The 19,433-nt window shown below is 60.5% G+C and carries 21 protein-coding genes and 1 pseudogene; all 22 read right to left on the reverse strand.

Features of this window, described 5'->3' with window-relative positions; translation table 11 throughout:
- Positions 1-39: 39 nt before the first annotated feature.
- The 22 genes and pseudogenes from AC2T4A_RS26940 to AC2T4A_RS27045 all read right to left on the reverse strand — a co-directional run bounded on the left by AC2T4A_RS26940 (position 40) and on the right by AC2T4A_RS27045 (position 19,432).
- Complete coding sequence (locus tag AC2T4A_RS26940) at positions 40-735, reverse strand: hypothetical protein (RefSeq protein ID WP_486742201.1); 696 nt, start codon at positions 733-735, stop codon at positions 40-42.
- A complete protein-coding gene (locus AC2T4A_RS26945) occupies positions 732-1,433 on the reverse strand; it encodes a DUF2793 domain-containing protein (protein WP_486742202.1) in 702 nt (233 codons plus the stop codon). The genes AC2T4A_RS26940 and AC2T4A_RS26945 overlap by 4 nt, the downstream gene beginning before the upstream one ends.
- Positions 1,430-4,588: a phage tail protein gene (locus tag AC2T4A_RS26950; RefSeq protein WP_486742203.1), complete on the reverse strand. Its 3,159-nt coding sequence runs from the start codon at positions 4,586-4,588 to the stop codon at positions 1,430-1,432. The genes AC2T4A_RS26945 and AC2T4A_RS26950 overlap by 4 nt, the downstream gene beginning before the upstream one ends.
- The gene (locus tag AC2T4A_RS26955) at positions 4,585-5,016 is read right to left on the reverse strand and encodes a C40 family peptidase (protein WP_486742204.1); all 432 of its coding nucleotides are present in this window, start codon (positions 5,014-5,016) and stop codon (positions 4,585-4,587) included. Before AC2T4A_RS26955 ends, AC2T4A_RS26950 begins: the two co-directional genes overlap by 4 nt.
- Positions 5,013-5,894 carry a DUF2163 domain-containing protein gene (locus AC2T4A_RS26960; RefSeq protein ID WP_486742205.1) on the reverse strand — a complete coding sequence of 294 codons (882 nt, stop codon included), beginning with the start codon at positions 5,892-5,894 and terminating at the stop codon, positions 5,013-5,015. The genes AC2T4A_RS26955 and AC2T4A_RS26960 overlap by 4 nt, the downstream gene beginning before the upstream one ends.
- 301 nt (positions 5,895-6,195) lie before the next feature.
- Positions 6,196-6,312 (reverse strand): annotated as a pseudogene (zipA, locus tag AC2T4A_RS26965) (cell division protein ZipA); the annotation flags it as partial.
- Between the two features lie 40 nt (positions 6,313-6,352).
- A complete protein-coding gene (locus AC2T4A_RS26970) occupies positions 6,353-7,219 on the reverse strand; it encodes a DUF2460 domain-containing protein (RefSeq protein WP_486742206.1) in 867 nt (288 codons plus the stop codon).
- On the reverse strand, positions 7,219-9,675 hold the full coding sequence (locus AC2T4A_RS26975) for a tape measure protein (RefSeq protein ID WP_486742207.1): 2,457 nt from the start codon (positions 9,673-9,675) through the stop codon (positions 7,219-7,221). The genes AC2T4A_RS26970 and AC2T4A_RS26975 overlap by 1 nt, the downstream gene beginning before the upstream one ends.
- Positions 9,668-9,907, reverse strand: a complete 240-nt coding sequence (locus AC2T4A_RS26980; RefSeq protein WP_486743736.1) for a phage tail assembly chaperone — start codon at positions 9,905-9,907, stop codon at positions 9,668-9,670. Before AC2T4A_RS26980 ends, AC2T4A_RS26975 begins: the two co-directional genes overlap by 8 nt.
- A gap of 47 nt (positions 9,908-9,954) precedes the next feature.
- Complete coding sequence (locus AC2T4A_RS26985) at positions 9,955-10,359, reverse strand: phage tail assembly chaperone (protein ID WP_486742208.1); 405 nt, start codon at positions 10,357-10,359, stop codon at positions 9,955-9,957.
- A 70-nt stretch (positions 10,360-10,429) separates the two neighbouring features.
- Positions 10,430-10,903: a GNAT family N-acetyltransferase gene (locus tag AC2T4A_RS26990; protein ID WP_486742209.1), complete on the reverse strand. Its 474-nt coding sequence runs from the start codon at positions 10,901-10,903 to the stop codon at positions 10,430-10,432.
- A gap of 80 nt (positions 10,904-10,983) precedes the next feature.
- A complete protein-coding gene (locus tag AC2T4A_RS26995; protein WP_486742210.1) occupies positions 10,984-12,129 on the reverse strand; it encodes a phage tail tube protein in 1,146 nt (381 codons plus the stop codon).
- 3 nt (positions 12,130-12,132) lie between these two features.
- Entirely contained in the window at positions 12,133-12,552 is a 420-nt protein-coding gene (locus AC2T4A_RS27000) for a phage tail terminator-like protein (protein WP_486742211.1), read from the reverse strand.
- A gap of 3 nt (positions 12,553-12,555) precedes the next feature.
- On the reverse strand, positions 12,556-12,951 hold the full coding sequence (locus tag AC2T4A_RS27005; RefSeq protein WP_486742212.1) for an HK97 gp10 family phage protein: 396 nt from the start codon (positions 12,949-12,951) through the stop codon (positions 12,556-12,558).
- A complete protein-coding gene (locus AC2T4A_RS27010) occupies positions 12,951-13,331 on the reverse strand; it encodes a hypothetical protein (protein WP_486742213.1) in 381 nt (126 codons plus the stop codon). The genes AC2T4A_RS27005 and AC2T4A_RS27010 overlap by 1 nt, the downstream gene beginning before the upstream one ends.
- On the reverse strand, positions 13,328-13,825 hold the full coding sequence (locus AC2T4A_RS27015) for a DnaT-like ssDNA-binding protein (protein ID WP_486742214.1): 498 nt from the start codon (positions 13,823-13,825) through the stop codon (positions 13,328-13,330). Before AC2T4A_RS27015 ends, AC2T4A_RS27010 begins: the two co-directional genes overlap by 4 nt.
- Before the next feature lie 2 nt (positions 13,826-13,827).
- A complete protein-coding gene (locus tag AC2T4A_RS27020; protein WP_486742215.1) occupies positions 13,828-14,775 on the reverse strand; it encodes a hypothetical protein in 948 nt (315 codons plus the stop codon).
- Between the two features lie 44 nt (positions 14,776-14,819).
- Entirely contained in the window at positions 14,820-15,812 is a 993-nt protein-coding gene (locus AC2T4A_RS27025) for a major capsid protein (RefSeq protein ID WP_440466879.1), read from the reverse strand.
- Positions 15,813-15,831: 19 nt separating this feature from the next.
- Positions 15,832-16,590: a hypothetical protein gene (locus AC2T4A_RS27030; RefSeq protein WP_486742216.1), complete on the reverse strand. Its 759-nt coding sequence runs from the start codon at positions 16,588-16,590 to the stop codon at positions 15,832-15,834.
- Positions 16,591-16,704: 114 nt separating this feature from the next.
- A complete protein-coding gene (locus AC2T4A_RS27035; RefSeq protein ID WP_486742217.1) occupies positions 16,705-16,953 on the reverse strand; it encodes a hypothetical protein in 249 nt (82 codons plus the stop codon).
- A gap of 9 nt (positions 16,954-16,962) precedes the next feature.
- Positions 16,963-18,051: a phage head morphogenesis protein gene (locus tag AC2T4A_RS27040; protein WP_486742218.1), complete on the reverse strand. Its 1,089-nt coding sequence runs from the start codon at positions 18,049-18,051 to the stop codon at positions 16,963-16,965.
- On the reverse strand, positions 18,038-19,432 hold the full coding sequence (locus AC2T4A_RS27045; RefSeq protein WP_486742219.1) for a DUF4055 domain-containing protein: 1,395 nt from the start codon (positions 19,430-19,432) through the stop codon (positions 18,038-18,040). Before AC2T4A_RS27045 ends, AC2T4A_RS27040 begins: the two co-directional genes overlap by 14 nt.
- Between the last annotated feature and the right edge of the window lies 1 nt (position 19,433).

Genomic DNA, 19,433 nt, shown 5'->3' on the forward strand with positions numbered 1-19,433 from the left:
TGGGGTAGATGCGCAGAAGCTGCGCTTCGGTGAGTGGCGTCATGGGCTGATTACCAGGGAGATGGATGAAACCTCTTGGGTGACGGTGCCGCCATAGCCGTTGTTGCTGAAGTTCCCACTGAACGACTCCCCGGTGGCGCTGACCTTTGACCCCACGCTGAGCCTGTTCTCGTTGATCGAGGTTGGCGTGTGCTGCGTCAGGCCAGACGGAACCGTGTAGATGGTGGCGCCGCCCGTTAGCGCATAGATGGCGCACTGTGAAGCAATGATCATCTGCCCGGCCGTCGCCGTTATTGCTGCTGCGGCAAACGTCACGCCCGAAAGATCCTGGGTACTCTTTGTGGTGCTACCAACTGTGGCCGTTGTCGAGTTGGCCTTGTGGATGGCTAGCACACACGCGCCGGAAACCTGTGCGGTGCCGTAGGTGAAGGTGATTGATGCGTTGATATCGCCAGACACTGCCGTCTTCGAGTAAATGCTCAGCGTTGTATTCAGGCCGCCCCCGGAGAACGGGTTGATCTGCGAATCGACCAGAGTCCAACCCGCCGGAGCTGACGTTATCGGGTAGAACGTCACCACGAATGCGAGCAGCAGGTCACCGACAGATGCACCGGCCGGCACCGTCGGGCTTACAGAGGTGGCTGATGAAGCTGGGTACACCGTCGACCCAGCAACAACCGACATCGCATTGCCAGCCCCTTGGTAGCTCATCAATAGAGCCTGATGCGGGTTCATGTCAGGTTGACCCCGCTGATCATCCACTCGGTGCTGGTGAGCTTGATCGCTGTCGCTACGCCGTTCGCCGCGAGGGTTCTGCTGCCGGTAGTCCCGGCGCCTGCCAGGCGCATAGTGTCCGTGGTGATCGCGATAGTCACAACGCCGGCGGCGTTCTGATTGAAGAACGAGATCATGGTGCCGACCGGGAACGCCACCGATGCGTTAGCTGGAATCGTGAACGTGCGTGCAGTGGTGTCGGCACTCGGGTGGAGAATGCCAGTGTTGGCGTCCGCCAGAACCAGCGTGTACGCGGCGCTCTTCGAGCTGATGGTCATGCCCGTTGCGCCGCCGGTCAGGTCAGGCAGAGTCCAGGCTGAGCCGGTGTAGATGTACTCCTTGGGGGCCCCGTTGGCATCGTCGTCATCTTGAACGCGAACAGCCCAACCCTCGAGCGGAACGATGAACTGCCATACACCAGCCGAGGTACGCCAATACGCTATCTGTGCCGCCTTCCCACTCCACAAGCCTGTTGGGCTACTACCGACAATGTAGGCGTCTCCATCCGCCGGGCTGCCAGGAGGAGTGTTGACGCCCCTACTCTTCACTGTCTTGTCGACCAGTACGTCGAGAATGGAGAAGGCGCTGCTGTTGACCACCAGATTCTGATTGGCGCTGTTGGCCAGTTCCTGGATCTTCAGCTTTGGGGTATTGCTCACAGGATGACCTCCAGGGGGTATCCGCGACCTACGGTCGCCGACACCTGGTAGATTCGAAGGGTGATTGAGGCTTGTGGCGAGCCGAAGTCGGTCGTCTGATCAGCGGCGGTGTAAGTGAATGAAGGGCTGGTGATGCTGATTGTCCGCTTCACTGTTGATCCGGACATGACATCGACCTGGTAGGCCTCGCTCGCCTCACCAACTAGTGCAGGTACACCGGTAATCCACCAACTCGACGAGAACCGGCTGCGGCGAGTGAAGCTCACGGCGAGATCGCTGGACGAGTTCCTGCTGCCAAAGGGATAGGCCGGAGAGAGCGGCTTCAGATTTACGCCGCGGTAGGTGAATGACAGGTCAGCTGCGGAGTCAATCGAGGCGCCGGACGTCACTGCTCGATAGGTTCGTTGCAGGCCAATCGACTCTACTGGAGATCCGACAAAGGCATTGTCAGGATCAGCCGCCATCACAAGAACATCGCCGGCCAGGTGCAAACCCGTCGCCCACTCCGTTCCTTTGTCGCCTCGCACGAACTTGGTCAGGATGTAGGATCCGTCAGTCTGCAGAGTCGCGTTCTGGAAGCGGATCACCTCCCATCGACCATCAGCGCCGTAAAGCGCCATGTTCCCGCCTTCGAGCATCTGGCTTTCCGTGATGCTTTCAAGCTCGCCGGCGATCATGTCGACGCGCAGACTTCCCCCGAGGTCAAACAAAGCGCCCGAGTTGACCGCTAGCAGGTCACGGCAAGTGCCGACAGTTCCAGGCGCGTCGTAACCCTGCAGATCGACCCAGGTCTGGCCTTGGTCGTTCGAGCGGACCAGAACAGCCCCAGGCCATCCACCGGTGTAGCCAGCCGTTGCAGTAGAGAAGCCAGGAGCGTTCTGCACGTCCTCATAGATCATCGGGCCATCTACCAGCGCCATGAAGGTGGGGCCTTCTACTCCGATGGTTCCATCAGGACCAGGAGCCGGCGCACCGACTGCAACGCTGGTATAGAGCCCAATGTTGTTTGGGAAGGCCTTGCAGGAAACTATCCCATTTGCCTGACTGCTAACCTCGGTCAGGCGCAGATCGAAGGTTCCAAACTTCGCGCTGACCGTTACAACGTCAGCGGGTTCGAGCGCCTGGTAGGTTGGTGGCAGATCAAACGAGAACTCATCGCGCTCCAGCCAGCGCAACTCGCAGAGAACCTCCGCGATCTGCGCCTCTTCGTCATCAGTCAGGACCAGACCCAGGTCGACAGATTCAGAGTTGACGGCATTTGTGCCAATGCGCTCGTAGTACTGCGACGACGAAGCATACTCACGATCAGCACTGACGCCAGAGACAGTTATCTTCTGCGGGAGCTGGGAGTCCATTTCCCGAGTATAGGGAAGCGAATCACCGATCTCGTCGCCATCGGTGGCGGCGAGATCGCCCCACGGGATAGAAACCGCAGACGCCTGCCCTCGAGGCACGAACTGAATCGAATACCCATGCATGCGAACGTCGAATCGATAGGCGGACTGCAGTTCCTCAATGACTGAGCGCGGTGAACCGCCAACTACCTTGTATCCCCGGACACTCTGGGTGAGCATTGAAACATCGATATCAGCCGGCCCAAGGAAATTGGTTAGGCTGACCTCCGCTGAGATCACATCGGCCAAAGTCTCGGAGTCAGGAGAGACGCGACGAACTGCACAGACACTCCTCAAACCAGGAGCGACGGCAACCATGCTGTTGCCAATATTCGCGACTCCCTGCCAAGTCTCATGCTGGACAACGTCAAGATCCCAATTCACCCCGTCGCCAGAGAAGCCAACATAGTTCGTCGGCTGGCTTGAAGTGCCATCGGCTAGGGCGAACACTCCACTATCCGCAGAGATATCCAGCCAGTCTCTCAGAGTGGCGCCACCAGGAGCAGGTACTGCAGTCCACGTCTCTCCATCCTCTGACACCAGAAAATTACTGTTGCCACTCGTGATGATGCAGAAGACTTCGTCGTTATAGGCGACTCCGCTGAAACTTCCGGTAATTGGCAGTGTTTTCTCAACCCAAGTTTCACCCTCGTCATACGAGACCGCATACTTATTGGTGAGCAACGCTACAGCTATGTACTTCCCTGCTCCGTAGGCGATGCCGGACCAGTTTCTCGAAGCAGGCAAAGATTTAGAAACCCAGGTTCTGCCGTCAGGGGATACCATCGCAATAGCTGTATTCGCAGCTACAGTTGCATACGAAACACCACTCCAGGCTACGCGCACAAACTCTGCACTCGCGGGTAGCGCGAACGAAACCCATGCCTCTCCCGTGCTGGAAAACGCCCCTCTCCCACTTTGCGAGAGAATCACAAAGCCCGGAGCTCCATATCCAATGGAGCGCCAGGTTGAAGTTTCCGGCAGTGCTACTTGGCGCCAGGTTTTCCCGTCATAGCTGATGCCAACGTAAGCAACTGACGTTGCGATGGCGCAAAACGCAGATGCACTGACCGCAACATCACGCCATGTTGCAAAGTTCAGGGAAGGCCCCTCACTTGCTATCACCTCAAAGCTGTTCGCCCGAACTACCTCAACCTTGAACTGGCTGCCGGCGAGCGAATCGCCATAGTTCTTTAGCGCGAATCGCTTGAACTTGATGTAGGCGAGACCACGGTAAGCCGGAGTATTCTCAACTCCTTTGTCGGCCTGCATATCTGGGTCTGGGAGCTGGTCGTCAGTACCGCGATAGAGAACCCACCCCTTGGCGGACTGGTTACTCGCGACGATGGTTTCAAGGTCATCACTACCGGCGTTGTAGATCAGCTTGTCAGAGCACCAGATACGGCGAATGCCGGAAATTTCACCTTCCCCAAGCGCCAAGGCGAAGGTTGCGAAGTAGCTGTACACGGGTTGAGCAGAACTAGAGCCACCACCCTTGCCGCCGGACTTCTTCTTCTTGACGGTGTAGTCGAGCTTCCCGCCCTTCAGCCAGATGACGTTCCCAGAAGTCCCATACATTGCATAGAAGTGCGGGATTGGATTTCCGTAGGCGCTGTCCTGAACAGTGGGTATGGTTGGAGACGTCGAGACATCCTTAGGGCCGAACTTCTTATCCAGCCAGGTCGGGATACCCAGACCAAGGACATTCGTGGCGCGGTGAATAAACGAATCGCGTCCGAACAGCTGCGCGCTGAGGCTCATTCTTCAACGTCTCGGAATCGATAGGCCGTAAGGATGCGATGCCGCCATGTCGAATCGACACGGTGATGGCAGACATAGCCTGCCTCTTCGCTTGAATGGATGATGTAGGGATGTCCGCCGATAAAGCCGGCATGCAGGGCAATGTGTTGAGGGGCCTTGCTGATGCGCATGGCTAGTAAATCGCCAGCCCTGGCTTCATCTGGATTGATCCGCTCAAGACACGGCTGTCGATCTAGTTCGCGCTCCAGCGTCCCGTCATACGGGTCGCGCGCGTAGCCTGTGGTATCGATGCACTCGACGCCTAAAATGCTGCAGACGTGGATATACAGACCGACGCAATCTAGGCCGACGCCAGGTACCCTGCCCTGGTGACGGAAAGGCGTGCGCAAGACGCTCATCGCCGCGGCAACTACATCCGCTCGTTTCATGAGCCTCTCCCCACCTGGGTGTATTCGGATGCGGTCGGCACATAAGGCTGGCCGCCGAAGTTCACGATGTTCCCAAACGCCTTGCAGTCCTCGATGCGCTTCCTGCAACCAGGGATCATCTCGTAGGTATCGCCCACCTGCGGCATGTAGTAGGTACCACCGTGCAGATAGAACTGACCTCCCGCGGTGCTCCGTTTGATCTTGATCGGTGCCAATCCAGCATTAGGCCCAGTCAGGAAGAGGATCTCTCCCGCCGTGAAGTAATCATCTGCCTCGGTACGACCGGTATCCTGGAACTGGGTTTGGCTAGAAACAGACGTGATGGCGCCGAGCACTTTGTACGCATCGATGTCAGGGCCATCCGGATTTGATCTAGGACCGATACAACGACTGCGTGAAGACGCAATCAAACCCTCGCCCAGATGCCGATCGAACAGTGTCCAGGGGCATGAAGGTGCATAGACGCGCCCCATTTCTTGACTGAGAACATCCTTGGCTGACATGACCTCTGTCGAATAGGTGCTGTCGCTCAGAGTTGTCCGCCCAAGGAAAGCCAAGGGGCTTGGCTCCTCATCCTCTACGGGGATCGTCCAGCTTGTGGCGAAGGAGTAGATGCGAGCGTTATCGAACACCCCGCTGCCGAGCTGATCGCGAGTGATGCCATGATCGAGGATGCCGGTCAGATCGAAGCTACCTGGCGCCGCATCGGCCTGATCATCCTGCCCGGTGAATTCGTAACCTGTGTCGCATCGGTATACCTGGCCATTGCTCATCACGAGATCGACAGGATGCTCAGTGATGCGCACGGTGGTCCCGTCCTGAGCCACGATCCGGGCGCAGCGTACCTTCGTCGACCAGTCGGCAACGTGTGGCTTCATAGGGCTCCAGAAACGACAAAGCCCGCACTGGGCGGGCTATTTGTCGGAAGGGGTTGCGAGTGGGTTAGAGGATCTTGTCCCAGGGGATATTGCCTGCTGCATAGCCTGCAGCGGCGATGAGGAGAATCAGCCAAATTCCCCAGAACCTCAGGGCCGGCAGCTTGTCCGCCATCATTCGCACCTCTCGTATGATCTTGCTAGAATCCAATCAAGTTCTCCTCATGGGATAGTCATGGGGTTGAAACAGAAAGCCCTGGGCGTTGCGAGCGCCCGGGGCTTTTGCTTTTCAGGTGGGGAAAGGTTAGCGCTTCTGGGTCAGGGCGCGGCGCTCGAAGTCGATGATGCGCTGACGGAAGTGCTTGATGGTCTGCGCGGTCATCACGCTGTGCTGGTCGTCCTTCAGCTCGCCATTGAGATCCTGTTAGTGCGCCAATAGCGTCTCGCCGGTGTATGTGACGTTATGGGTTGAAGATCTCGATGACGTCGATATTCCCGGCGTCGATCGTGTCCCAGTTGGAGAAGCGGCTGCTGAGGTCGTCGGTGAAGCGCATGGGGATGTCAAATTCACATCCGGCGGTGACCGACTCGCCTGCCTGCGGAGCGCTGTTCAGCGTGCCGCCGCTGGCGTAGTTGCTGAAACCGGTGGAGTTGATGGCGACCGTAACCGAGGTGCCGCTGGCGGCCGTAATAGCCGCACGCATCCCGTTAATCTGGGTCATCCCGACAACATTGGCGATCAGAACCGACTCGCCAACGGCCATGCTGTTCGCGACCGTGATGATCGTCGTTGAGCCCTTGGTGATGTTCGTGATGGTGCCGGTCTTGTTCGCCGCCATGGTCACGATGCCGGTTGTGTTGTCGACGCTCCACTGGGCTGCCGGGAAGGCAGCGCCATGCACGCCAACCTTTACAGTGCCGGCAACCGGCTTCCGGATGCGACGGCGAATGCAGGAAGCGTCCGAACTGTCGCCGTACCAGCGCATTAGCTGATAGACGCCAGGTACGGTCGGATTGACCAGGATCATTGGCTGGTCGAATGCAGTCGGCACGCCGCGGTAGTTGTTGGTGGAGTAGTCGGCCGGGTGCATGACCCTGAACCCGCGATAGGTGCCGCCGGCGCGGTTGTTGAGGTCAACGATCTCACTAATGATGAAGTTCGTCTGGCGCTCGAACTCGATCGTCATGGATGCCTTGATATAGGGGTGCTTGAGCGGTCGGAACTCGCTGCCATCGGCAGTTGTGATAGGCGTTACGGCGAAACCAGCCCCAAACCCGCTGCCATAGTCGATGTTCTCGGCCAGGCGCTCTTCCAGGAACTGGCTCATCATGCGTACCTGTTGGCTTTGGTGACCGCGCTAACGACGCGGCGGCCCATGCGCGCGGTCGACTCGCGCATCCCCTTGGAGTCGTTGGCGCCGTTGAGGTTGATGTTCACGGTCGTCGAGCGCTGCTGATTGAAGGTCTGTCCAGGGCTGACAGGGTCAGGGCTCTGACCGCGGCGCATTGCTTCGAGGTTGTCCACGCCGATCCGCGAGACCGCTGCTGCGTCGAAGACGAACTCCTTCCCGTGTACCACGCCAGCGACATCGTTCACGCCACCATCGCCGGTGTAACCGCCAGTCTTGAAGCCAACGCCCGCGATGCTGGCGATGTTCGCTGCGGTCATCACGCCGGCTGACACGGCCAGTGCCAGACCTACCGGGTAAGGAGGAACAGCCAGGGCGTTCTGGATGGCAAGGAAGCCAGAGACGGTAGCCTGCGCGATCGCCGCAGCCTTGCCGATTGTTCCGAGCTTCTTGTTTCCAGATTGACTGAGGGTCGCCATCTCGCCGAAGAACTGCTGGCTGCTGTCGAGCAGCGCCTGATTCTTCGACTTCTCAATCTTCGACTGGCCGTCCCTGCCCTGCTGATTAATCGAGTCGACCCGCTCGTTGTAGGTCTGCTCGTTGATGGCCTTGGCATCGAGGAAGGCCTTCTGCTTCTCCAGTTCGGTTTTCCGCCAGACTTCAAGTTCCTGGGCTTCCTCCTCGAGGCGAGCCATTTCGCTGTTGGCGCCACCAACACTGGCGTCTAGGTTTCCGACCTTGGGTGCCTTGGTGACGCCCTCAACAGTTCCTTTCTCTACCTCCGACTTGCTGGCGACTTCGCGGATCTGCTTCAGCGTTTCCAGGCGCTGCAGGGCCGCAACGTTGCCCTGTGTCTCGTACTGCGCGATCTTCTTCGCGTAGTCGAGCTCAAACTGCATGTCGTTCGCGTCCTGGAGCTGTCCGGTCTCCTGCAGTATCGCGAGGCGGATGTTGTCCTGGTCCACCAAGTCCTGCTTGGCGTCCAGTTCGGTGGCGAGGTCGAGCAGATGCTGCTTCTGCTGGGCGTTGAGCTTGGAGAGCTCTCCGTTCTCAAGGTCGTACTTGACCCTGGCAACCTCGGTGGATTGGCCAAACAGCGCCACCTGCTGAGCGAGGCTCTTCTCGACGTTCTTGTAGGCAGTTGCGAGTTGGTTCGCTGCGCGCTGCTCATCCGTCATCGCCGCGCGCTTCGCCTTGGACGGCGCAGCTGCGGCTTCGGCCTCTACCTTGGCCTTTTCTTTTCTGTCGACCTTCTGCTCGGGGACTGGCTCTGGAAGGTTAGGCTTGCGCTCCTCCTGCGCCTTCCAGAAAGCATCGATCTGCTTTTGAGTCAGCTCGATGTTCTGCTTGATCTCGTCCTCGTTGAAGTAGGCGAACGCCTGACCCTTGCCCCCAATACGGAGCCGCTTCAGCGGGTTGTCCAGCATCGACTGGTAGGTTTCCAGCTGATCCTGCAGGCGCACAACGTCATCGGAAGCTGCCCCACCAAGCGCCGCGGCGATGCTCTCGGCACCCCACTTCACAATACCAACGGTTTCGCGGACGCCCTTGATGATCTCGTTCAGAGCCGAAACGACGCCGGCAGCCAAGTCCTGCGCCGCCTTAATGGTCTCAGGGTCTTGGAGCGCCTCAGACATCTCGCCGATGTTCTCGGTCAGGATTCCCGAAGCCTTGGAGGTCTCGTTGACTTTGCCGACGAATACCTGGAAGGAATTGCCGAGCGCAGTGGTGGCGTCCTGGACAGAGGTTTCCATCGCGGCAGCAAGTTCTTCGTTGCTGTCCCTCGACTGCCGCAGCGCCTCGTTCAGCGCAGCCAGGCTCAGCTTCCCTTCAATACCGAGCTTGCGAATGTCCGCAGTGGAGCGTCCGGTTGCCGCGGCCAGGTCGTTCACGATGGTCGGCATCGCCGCCAGGATCGACTGCCAGCCGTCAGACTCGACCTTGCCGGTCTGTATGGCCTTCGAATAGGCGTCGATGGCAGACGAGGCCTTGTCCGCCGAGGCGGCGTTGGTCACCAACAGGAAGCTGAAGCTGTCCGTGATATCCAGAGCGTCGTCGGTGTTGTAGCCCAACGTGCGGATGGCATCCGCCGTCCGGATGTAGACCTCCTGGGCCTCATTCAGCGGGCGGTACGTGGCGTTTGCGGTCTGCAGCAGGCGATCCTGAACCTTGGTGTATTCCTCGGTCGATGAGGTCGCCATCCGAATCCGCGCAGCCATCTGGCCGTATTGGTCCGACGCCCGAATGATGGCCCGGATAGCCACGCCGGCGCCCACCGCAGCAAGGACCTTCCCCAGCCCTGAGAAGGAGTTGGTCAGCGCGTCCGTGGCCTTCTCGGTTTTCCCTGATTGCACGCCAAGCACGGAAAGATCGTCAGTCGCCTTTCTGGCGGACGTAGAGTCCACCGCCAGCACTAGACGGGCGTATTCAGTCATTGTGTCGAACCTTGGTGGCGATGGCGTCGAGACGCATGATCGCTTCGACCTCCAGGGGATCGAGCTCCTGATGGGTCATCAGCGACCAGTTGCGCAGTTCGGTGTAGGTGAGCGGATCGGGAGATCGGCGAATCTGGAAGAAAACGCCCAGCAGGTAGGCGAGTTCGTCGGGGATTGGAGGCGTCTGGAGTTCTGGCGGCTGCTCGCCGATGACTCTGGCGATCTGCTCCAGGTGCTCACGAGTCGTGCGCTTCGAGCCCGGAGCGCGCTTGAGGAGCTTTAGCTCTGCTTCGGCGTGCCGCTCGAGGGCTCCGAGGCGATCCCGAAAAAACGGGAGCGGTCCGCGGCTGCGCTATCTACGGCATCCGCGATATGGGGTGCGTTAGTGAGGAACTCCCGCACAGCCTCCGGAGTGCAATCCTCTTCGAAAGACCAGTCGGCAATGAGCGCTACAAGGCTGTCCATGACAGTCTCATCGCGTGCCGTAGCGCGGTCCCAGTCGCTTGCGCTGGCCGGCAGGTCGCGCATAGTTCGAGCCCCTTCGAACTTGACCTTCCGGAAGGCATCGGAATCGATACCGCGCACCACCAGCCAGTGCTCGGACGGGCTGCCGTCGGCCTGCATCAGCTGCATCTTCACGCCCTTGTCGGCGTTCGGCTTCGTGTAGAAGTCTTCCTTTCTCATGCGCCCTCCGGGCAATAAAAAACCCGCCGAAGCGGGTTTGGAGCCTTATCTATGTGCTGGGTGCCACCTACTAGCGGGCGTCCTTTTCGAATGCCCAAGGGAAGCGGTCCCTTGCTGAGAATCCTTGCTTAAGAAAATAGCTATGCGTGTAGTTCCACAACGCCCTGTCACCGTACAACTGAGTGATCTTGAACCAAAACTCAGGCGAGTCACCGCTCATCTCTACGCCGACTTCATCCAGGCCATACTCGCCAAAGAGGTAGTCAATTGCCATCACTGCGGCAGCCTTTCCAACGCCCAATTCCCTGCAGGATGGATGGACGTAGAACTTGTAGAGCTCGCCGCAACTTGGCCCATGGATCATCAGCGTCGCGACAGCGACTAGATTTCCATCCAACAGAAAGTGCAGCGGCTCGTTCTTGAGGTCAGAGTAGTACCCAGCCTCAGGAAATGGCGCTCTCTTCCCATCTCTCAGCAACGCCTCCGACATGGCATATGCCTTGGCATGTTCGCTCTTTCGAAAGCTTTGAAGCGCTAACTCCATATCCAAGATCCTCCCTGAAAACTGGAGGATACCAAGGTCCCCAATAGGACACCCAGCGCTCCCGGAATCTAATCTACAGATTAGCTGCGGGTGATTCGCAGGGTGGTGGTGCCGTCGTAGCCGGCCGAGTAGGTGTACTGCGGGATCACCGCGCCAGGGCCGCTGGTTTGCTTCTGGCCCTGGGTGTAGCGAACCTTCGGCAGCTCGATGGTGTAGCTATCGGCGCCCTCCTCCAGCACAACGATGTGGCTGGTCTCGGTCTCGTCCAGCACCTTGGCCCACAGGGAGCCGTCCTTGAGGTAGGCGTTCATGGTGCCGGTGACGGCAGCAATGCCGTTGGTGACGCAGTAAGCCTCGCGCTGGAACAGCGAGAACGCAGCTTCCATGCCGTTATCGAGGCTGAGGTTCCACTCGGTGGCGTAAGCGATCACCTGGCCGCCTTCGGTGAAGGAGCCGTTGGTGGTGACCATCATGTCGCTGGTGGTAGCCGGCACGAAGGTGGTTCCACCGGGAATGGTATAGGGCTCAGCCTTGGTGCCGATCATCCCGAAGGTGATGCCGGCTTTGTCGCCCAGCGGGGCCGCAATGTTCATGGTGTTCACGCGGCAGCCGCGGTAGATGTAGTCGGCACCGATGTCGGAATGGCGTTCGAGGATGGCGAAGGAGCGCTCGGTCGAACCAACGATAAGGACGTCGCCGGTCCAGGTGCCCTGCAATGCCGCCTCGATCAGGTCGTCGAAACTGCCAAAGCTCACCTCGGCGGCGATTTCGCCCTGGACGCTGTAGTTGCCGCCGCGGCTCGGCGCACGCTGGCGGGCCTGGTTGATCTCGGCCGACTCGATCTGGTTGATGTTCGGGCTGAGGCCTTCGGTGACGAAGCGGATAGGCTTGAACTGCGGATTACCCGGAATCGATCCTTCCATAACGATGGTGATCGCCGGGCTGGCCGCAGCGTCCACCAGGGTGACAGCCGAACCGTCGACGTTGGTGACAGTGATCTTGCCGGCTGCGGCGGTAGCGATTTTGCGCTTGCCGTTGTTCGCAGCGTTGGCGAAGCCGGATACGGTGATGATCTGGCCAACGCCAAGGCCTGCAGTCAGGAACCCGTTGCCGGAGTCGTTGTAGCTAGAGTCCGACGCAGTCGCGCTGATTGTAGCGGCGGTCTTGGTCGCGCCCTCGAGGACGTAGTAGAGCTTGACGGCAGAGCCGTTGGCGAAGCAGGCCATGGTTTATACCTCCGGGCGGATGGTGTTGGCGCTGTAGTAGATGGAGACGTTGATCTGCTGCCAGCCGTCGACAGGCCGGAGGTTGTTGCGGGTGACGCGCTCGATGTGGACGCACTGGGTCTGGTAGACCAGGCGTCGACCGGCGACGAAGTAGTCGCGAAGCTTCTGCACGGCGGCCAGGATGTTCCCGGTACCGTCGTTCATCGGGTAGTTCAGGTCGACTTGGAAGACGCCGACGGTTTCATCCATGCCTCCGACACCGAGGCTCGAAGGGTCAGTGCTGGCCGGCAGGTTGAACCAGGCAGCCCATGGCAGGGTTACCGCTGGCGGCGTGAAGTTCTTGCCTTCATTGGCCATCGGGATGCCGAGCGCCGTCGCCGTCAGCCCTGCGACCAGGGCGGCGTTTATCTTGATTTCGGACATTGGTCAGACTCGGAACTTGGCGATTGCCTGGTCGACGATGCGCTGCACGCGCGCCAGATTGCGGCGCACCATGCCGTTCGGGGCTTGCTTGCTGCTGCCGTACTCGAGCTTGTCGATGTAGGGGAGCGAGTTCGACATGAATGTCTCCTGCCCTGCCCCTTCCGGAGTCTTGGCGACGATCTCCGAAATGACGGCCGATCCCGACTTGTCCTCTCGGTTGATCTCGCCCTGAGCAGGTTTGTCGGCGGTCGTTACCCAATTGCCGCGGGCCCGGCCGGTATCGACCGGCGTGTCCTTCACGGTGCCGCTGAAGAAGTCGATGGTCGCAGCCCGAGCAATCTTGTCCTGGGCGTCGATGATCTTCCTGACCGCTCTGTCCGTGTCACTCGTGAAGCTCATCACTTGCGCCCCTGGCAGAAGTACACGAGCGGAGTGCCGGCGGGGTTCGCTTCCTTGACGTTCACGATCTGCCAGAGCACGCCGTTGACGTCGATGCGGGTGGTGAGTGCAGGCGGCCAGGCCAGTCCCTTGGCGGCGATGATGATCTTCTTGTCGCCCTGGCGAATCTCGGAACCTTCGGTGTACTGCTGGCCAGACTCCTGAAGGGTGTAATCGAGCAGCAGGAGCTGCGCCGGCTGGCTGATTGCAGTGTCGCCGGTTGTTTCACCACTCACCGGGTCATAGGCGCCTGGAGTGATGTCGCGCAGCGTCTGTTCGGAGCCGAACCGGCTGATCAGGCGCAGGGCCGTGGCAGCCATTCGGTCGTAGAAGGCACTCATGCGCGCACCAGGCGGCCGTTGTAGGGACCGAAGGTGTACTTGGCGAAGAAACCATCGGACTGGCGCCCAGCGGCAGCCTTCGCCTTGTACCCGCTGATGGCGCCGTACTTGACGTCGACGGCGCCCTCCACGCGCTCCTCGGTGACTGCACCGGTGCGGGCCTCTGGCGGATCGATGTCGTCCTGGTGAATCTCGCAGGCCAGCGCCATCTGCCCCATCTTGATGTTGCGAGGCAGTGAAGCGCCATCCGCCATGAACCCTCGGCGGACGGTGTAGTAGCGCGGCCAAGGCAGGCCCTGCTCGTCATGAAGCTGGGTGCCGACCCATTCCATAGCCCACATGGCAACGCCGGCGCGACGAAGAATCGCCTCACGCGCGGTGGTGTCATCCGGGATTGTCCAGCCGTAGTCACTGGCGAACTGCACCAGCTCATCCACGGTGGCGAAGGAATCGGCATCCGGCAGGCCGGCGCCAGTCTCGATGACGAGCGCCATGATCAGGCCTTACCTTTTGCCAGAGCGTCAGCGGCAGCCTTCTTCAAGCCTTCCGCTACGACTGAGCCATCAGCGCGGACGACGGAGTAGTTACCGCGGCCCTTCTGGACGACAGTCAGAGCCTGCTCGGTCTCGGTCTCGGTCTCGGTCTCGGTCTCGGTCAGAGTGTTCGTGACCAATTCAGCCTGAGCAACCACAGCAGGCTGGCCGAGCAGCTTTTCGAGCACGAAGGCGGCAGCATGGCCCTCCTCCATTTCCGCTACCGTCCATTGGCCGTAAGCTACGCGGGCGAAATAGGCCTCACGGTCCTTGAGCTCAACGCCGGCATAGGGCGCCGGGCCGTGGGCCTCGACCGGAACGCCTGCGAGCAGTGCGTCGTGGCCGATGTTGCTGTTCCAGGTGACGATCTTGCCGGCACGGGCCAAAACGTCGCCCAGCGGTTCGGCATCGCCGCCAGCGGCTGGATGGGCGCGGAACTCGTCGTGCTCGACGGTTTCTGCCCAGGCCTCCAGCTTCGCTTCGGTGTCGAACTGGTGGGCCGCATCGCCGATGACCTGGCCGCAGAGAATTACCGGACCATCGCCTTTCACAGGCTTCTGGATATCCAGCCCCAGCGCCTCGAAACGGTCGCTCGGGCATTCGAATTCGGGAATCTTGTTCAGGCCGCCCAGGCCGACCTGCCAGTAGCCTTCGGCATCGTCAGCAGTGGCGCGGCTCAGGTAGCCGTAGTCGATGACAAGGACCGGCACGTCGCGCTCCTGGTAGTCACGCAGCGCGTCGGCGCCCTTGCCGCGCAGGCCGACGATCACAACGAGGTCGAAGTCCTCGATGCAGCCATGACCGTAGTCCGGCAGGGAGCGGAACAGTGCGCGCTGGCCCTGCAGTTCGAAGCCATGCTTCATGGCCACAGCGGCAACCTGGTGGTCCCGCGCGTAGATACCGATCTTCATTGCAACCTCCAAAAGAAAGCCCCTCCGGAGAGGGGCTTATGGCCTTAGCGGCTCTGGATGACCACGCCCGCGAAGTCCTTGAAGGAATCGCGGTTCGGGTCCCAGTTGGTGCCGGTACCCAGAGCGGTGTCGGTGGGGTTGGCAGCGCCGTTGGCGATGTCCCACTTGAAGCCGCGCACGCCCAGGTTGTAGGCGAACTCACCCTGCAGGCGAGTGATCAGGTTCTCGTTGCCAGTCACGTTCTCGATGACCAGTTCCTCTTCCTCGGTGTTCTCGACGATCAGACCGCCGGCGGTGAGGCCGAGGGTGTAGTAGTCGGTCACAGCGGTGGAACCGGAGCCGGAGTTCACGAGCAGCGCGTCGGAGTCGGTCACCAGAACCGGGCGGTTCAGGGTTACCGGGGTACCGGTGGCCACGTTGAAGTTCGACACGCCGTCGATGTTGGAGGTGATCTGGTTCTGCACCAGGTCGTAGTAGGCCTTGGAGTGCATGACCCAGCACACGATCTGGCTGCCGGCGTCGCCGAACTTCGACAGGCCGGAGACCAGACCGGCGGTACCGAGGGTGCCGTTGGTGGGGATGGTGTACTTCACCGATGCCTGGGCGTTCAGAGCGGCGCGACCGGCACGCAGGGCGGAGTTGAGCATTTCCACCTGCATAGCCTTGGCTGCCTGCTCACCGAGGATGAAGGACATCTCGTCTTCAGCCAGGCCGGCCATGATCTTGCGGAAGGCGTCCTTGGTTTGGTCGACCGGGCCGATCTTGCGGTTCAGCTTGACGCTGACCCATTCGTCCTGGGTCATGCCGAGGATGGTGGCGGCCGAGGTGCTGGTGGTGTCGCGACGGGTGATCAGGTTCGCGACGTTCTTGAAGAACGCCTGTTGCGAGTAGTCACCGCGGCGGCTGATGGTGGACAGGGCGATCGCGCCGGCCGAGGCCGCGTTGAACGCGTTGCTGTTCTGGGTCAGGGTCTCGATGACGCCCGCCTGGAACTGGTCCTGATAGACCTTGAAGTCAGAAGCTTTGCCTGCGGCCATGATTCATTCTCCCAATGGCTTAGGCGGGAAGCGCCAGGTAGGCGTCTTTCCCGTTTTTGCTGATGTATTCGGCCTTCTGCTTGGCGGTCATCTTGGACCGCGGGGTGCCCGGCCGAACGTCGCTACCAGTGCCGCCGGCGCCGCTGCCACTGCCGTTGGCAGGGAACCAGTGCGGGCGAGTCTCTTTCATCTCCGCGAACCACTCCTTGAGGGTCAGCGGCTTGCCGTCTTTGCCGAAGCGACCTTCTTTGGCGATGGGGTTGCCCTCATCGTCCAGCTCGAAGTCGCGCGAAGCAGCCAGCATGGCGTCCTCCATGGCGAACTTGTGGACGCCTGCGTCGGTGGCGGCGCCGATCACCTCGCCCTTGAGCACGCGGGAAGCGAACTTCTCGGTGCGGGACTGGTGACGGGTTGCCTCGTCGCGAGCGGCCTGCAGATCGCGGTCATAGCCGGATTTCATGCGCTCAGTGCGCTTGCTCAGGACTTCGTCGATCTTGCCCGCTGCGATGAGCTGGGCTTCTTCGTCGTCCGAGAAACGCTGCAGGATGGATTTCACGGCCTCGGGGTCGATGCCGTCGAAGGTCTTCAGCTTGTCGCCCTGCTCTTTCAGCTTGCCCAGGAGTTCGGAGTTCTTGGTCTTGAGACCGCCCACTGCCGCATTTACCTGCGCATCGATCAGAGCCTGGATTTCCGGGGTGATCTCTGGCCCTTGGCCGCCACCACCGTTACCGCCGTCGCCGCCTTCTTCCTGCATGAACAGCTGCTTGAGTTGGAACATGTGTTATCCCCTTGGGACTGTTGGCGCCCTTGGCGCATAAAAAAGCCCCGGCATTGCCGAGGCTGGAAATGAAAAAGCCCGCTCAGTGGCGGGCTTCTGGTGTTCAGTGTTTTGTCACGCGAGCACGACACGCTCGCCTTTCATGAAGCAATGCGCGCAGAGCAGCTGCTTCGTTCCGCCAGTAGGCTTGCCGTTCTTGATCATGACGCCAATCTTGGTCTCGATGACCTCAATGCAGCCGCACCGGTGGCAGCTGACGGTATAGCTCGGCCTGGATGCCTTCACACGATCGATCACGCGCTGCTTTGCCGTGTCGGGTGGCGGCGTTCCGTCGATTACCTTGAAGGGGTGTTTATCTGTCATGCAGCGATCTTACGCCGCAACCCCCGCACGCTCAAAGAGGTCTTCGTCGCGCTTCTTGAGCTCATCCAGGCTGTAAACCTTGCCCTTGTCGTTGGTGAACTTGTCGATGTCCACCTTGCCGTCGCGGAACAGCTTCCCGCGGGTCGGGCCAAGGACCTCATCCTGGAATGCTGCTGGCTTGTCTCGCAGCCAATCGCTGTAGCTCACATCGTCGGCGACGTACCCGTCCATGCTGGCCTGGGTGCCCTTCCCAATCTGCTCCTTAGTCAGGCCCAGCTCTTCCCATGACTTGATGACCGGAGTGGAAGTGCTACGGCAGTTGATGTGCCGCGGCGGCATCGGTCCTTTGCCGATCGGGAAGGTCTTCCCCGACAGGCTTGCACAGGTGATCGTGGTCCGGCCGTCCAACGTGGCCAGAAACTGCCACTCATCCACCAGGTCGTCGTTCTCCGCGTAGAAAGCCTGGCGGGTGAAGTTCGACAGGTGGTTGACCGAGGTTCTAACGATTGCCTCGGCGTTCCGACGGTCGATCTCCAGCAGGCCGTCTGCGTACCCGCCGGTACGGGTGCCGCGAATACGGCGGACCATTTGGTCAACAGTCTCGCCTTCCACGAACCCGATGCGGACCGCGTCGCGCACTCGGGTCATGCGATCAGCCTCGAGGTCCTTGGTGAACTCCGAGAGCAGCTTGCCCTGGAATGGCCTGGACATCGCCGCAGCGTAGACCTGCTGGGCGTTAACTGAGTTTATCGGCACCACTACCTGGACAGGCTCCGGGATCGTGTTCAGGAAGAGCTTGTGCTGGTACTCAGCCTCGTAGGCGACGAAGGCCTGCATCTCAGCATCCAGCTCCCTCCGGAGCGCCTGATAGGCCTGCGCGTTGATCTTCTGCACCGACTGCAGCAGTTGATCCAATCGTTGCACAGTGAAGCTGCCAGGAGGCATCTGCTCGATCGCGTCCATCAACTGGCCGAAGAGGTCTTTGTCGACCCGGTTCAGCAGCGAGATCATCCGCTGCACAACGCCATTGCTGAACCGCTGAAGGCTGACCGCGTGCGCTACCTCCGCGTCGGCCAGCTTCTCGTTAACCGTTGCCACTGCCGGCGCCCATCATCCCGAGTGGCGGTCCTTGCGACTCGATGCGCTCCTTCTCCGACTTCCAGTCCAACTCGCTGGAGAGAACGCCGCGGCGCTGGTACTCGCCAAACAAGGTCTCGTCGGAGAGCTTACCCTGGGCTGCCATGCTGAGCAGCGTCGGCATGGTCGCTTCCGGCGCGTAATCGATCTCGAAGTTGCCGCGCGCCTGGACGTGACCGCCTTCTGGCTCGCCGATGTAGTCAGCCATGATCTGAAGCATCTGGGCCACGGCGTCCTCGAACTGCCCGGACATCATCTGGAGCGGCGACATCTCGATCGCTGCGTCTTCCTGGGCCTGCTCGGCGGTCTTCGGCGCGGCATTCTCAAGGCGGAGGAGCTTGGCGCCGGCAATACGCATCTCCTCGATCATGTCCTTCAGGGCGTCGCGGCCGGCCTCGATGGCCTTGCCGCCGTGCTCCACGTAGGTGAGCTTGGCGTCCGGGTTGTCGTTCTTGGCCAGCGTTCCACCGCCAATCACGATGGCGTGGTCCTGCTCGAAGCCGGCCCCGAACAGAATCGGCACCCGGGCGTAGTGCAGGATCGTGTCCTGGTCGCTCTGGCTCTGCCAGTGCTTCACGTTCAGGTAGGCCAACTCCATCAGCGGCGGCTTGCCGGTGAGGAACCCGGTGCGCTTGGTGTAGAACGGCACGATGGGGACGTATCCGAGGCTGGAAGTACCTTCGTCGTGGACATACCAGCCGTCTTTGCCGGCATTACGGTAGATGGCCCACTTCCCTGGCTCGAGCACGCGGATCTGGGGTACAGCCTTCTGGGCGAAGGCCCCTTCATCCTCGTAGACGCATTCCTCATAGCGGAACTGCAGCAGCTGACCGCCGGACTCCTTCCAGCCCAGGACCTGCTCAGGGCGGATGTGGATCGCATATGGCCGGGCACCGGTGGTGATGACGTCTGCCTCAGTGACGATCGTCTCGCCATCGGCCTCGCTCGCTGGGCTCTGCGGATAGTCGACGTAGACGAAGCTGATTGCCTTGGCCAGGGCATCTTCGAACCAGGCGCGGCCGAATACGGTGCCGCTGTTGCCCTGCTGGTCGATGTCCTGCCAGTACCCCTTCAGCCGTTCCGGCACGTCATCCATCAAGTGAATAGGCTCGGCGAACACCCGGCTGCCCATGTTCATCACGGTTTCCGAGTACGCCGGCAGCAAGGTCGACGTCAGCAGACGGCACTTGTAGGCCTCGGAGTCCTCCGCCGGCCAGCGCGGCAGCAGCGCTTCACCGGCAGCACGCATAGCTCCGGTCCCGCCCATCAGCGGGCTGACGATGGCCCAATGGGCACGCATCTTCTGCACGTCGTCGCTGACGATGCTCGGATCATCGCTCATT

The sequence above is a fragment of the Pseudomonas sp. PVC-3-1 genome (assembly GCF_057444315.1).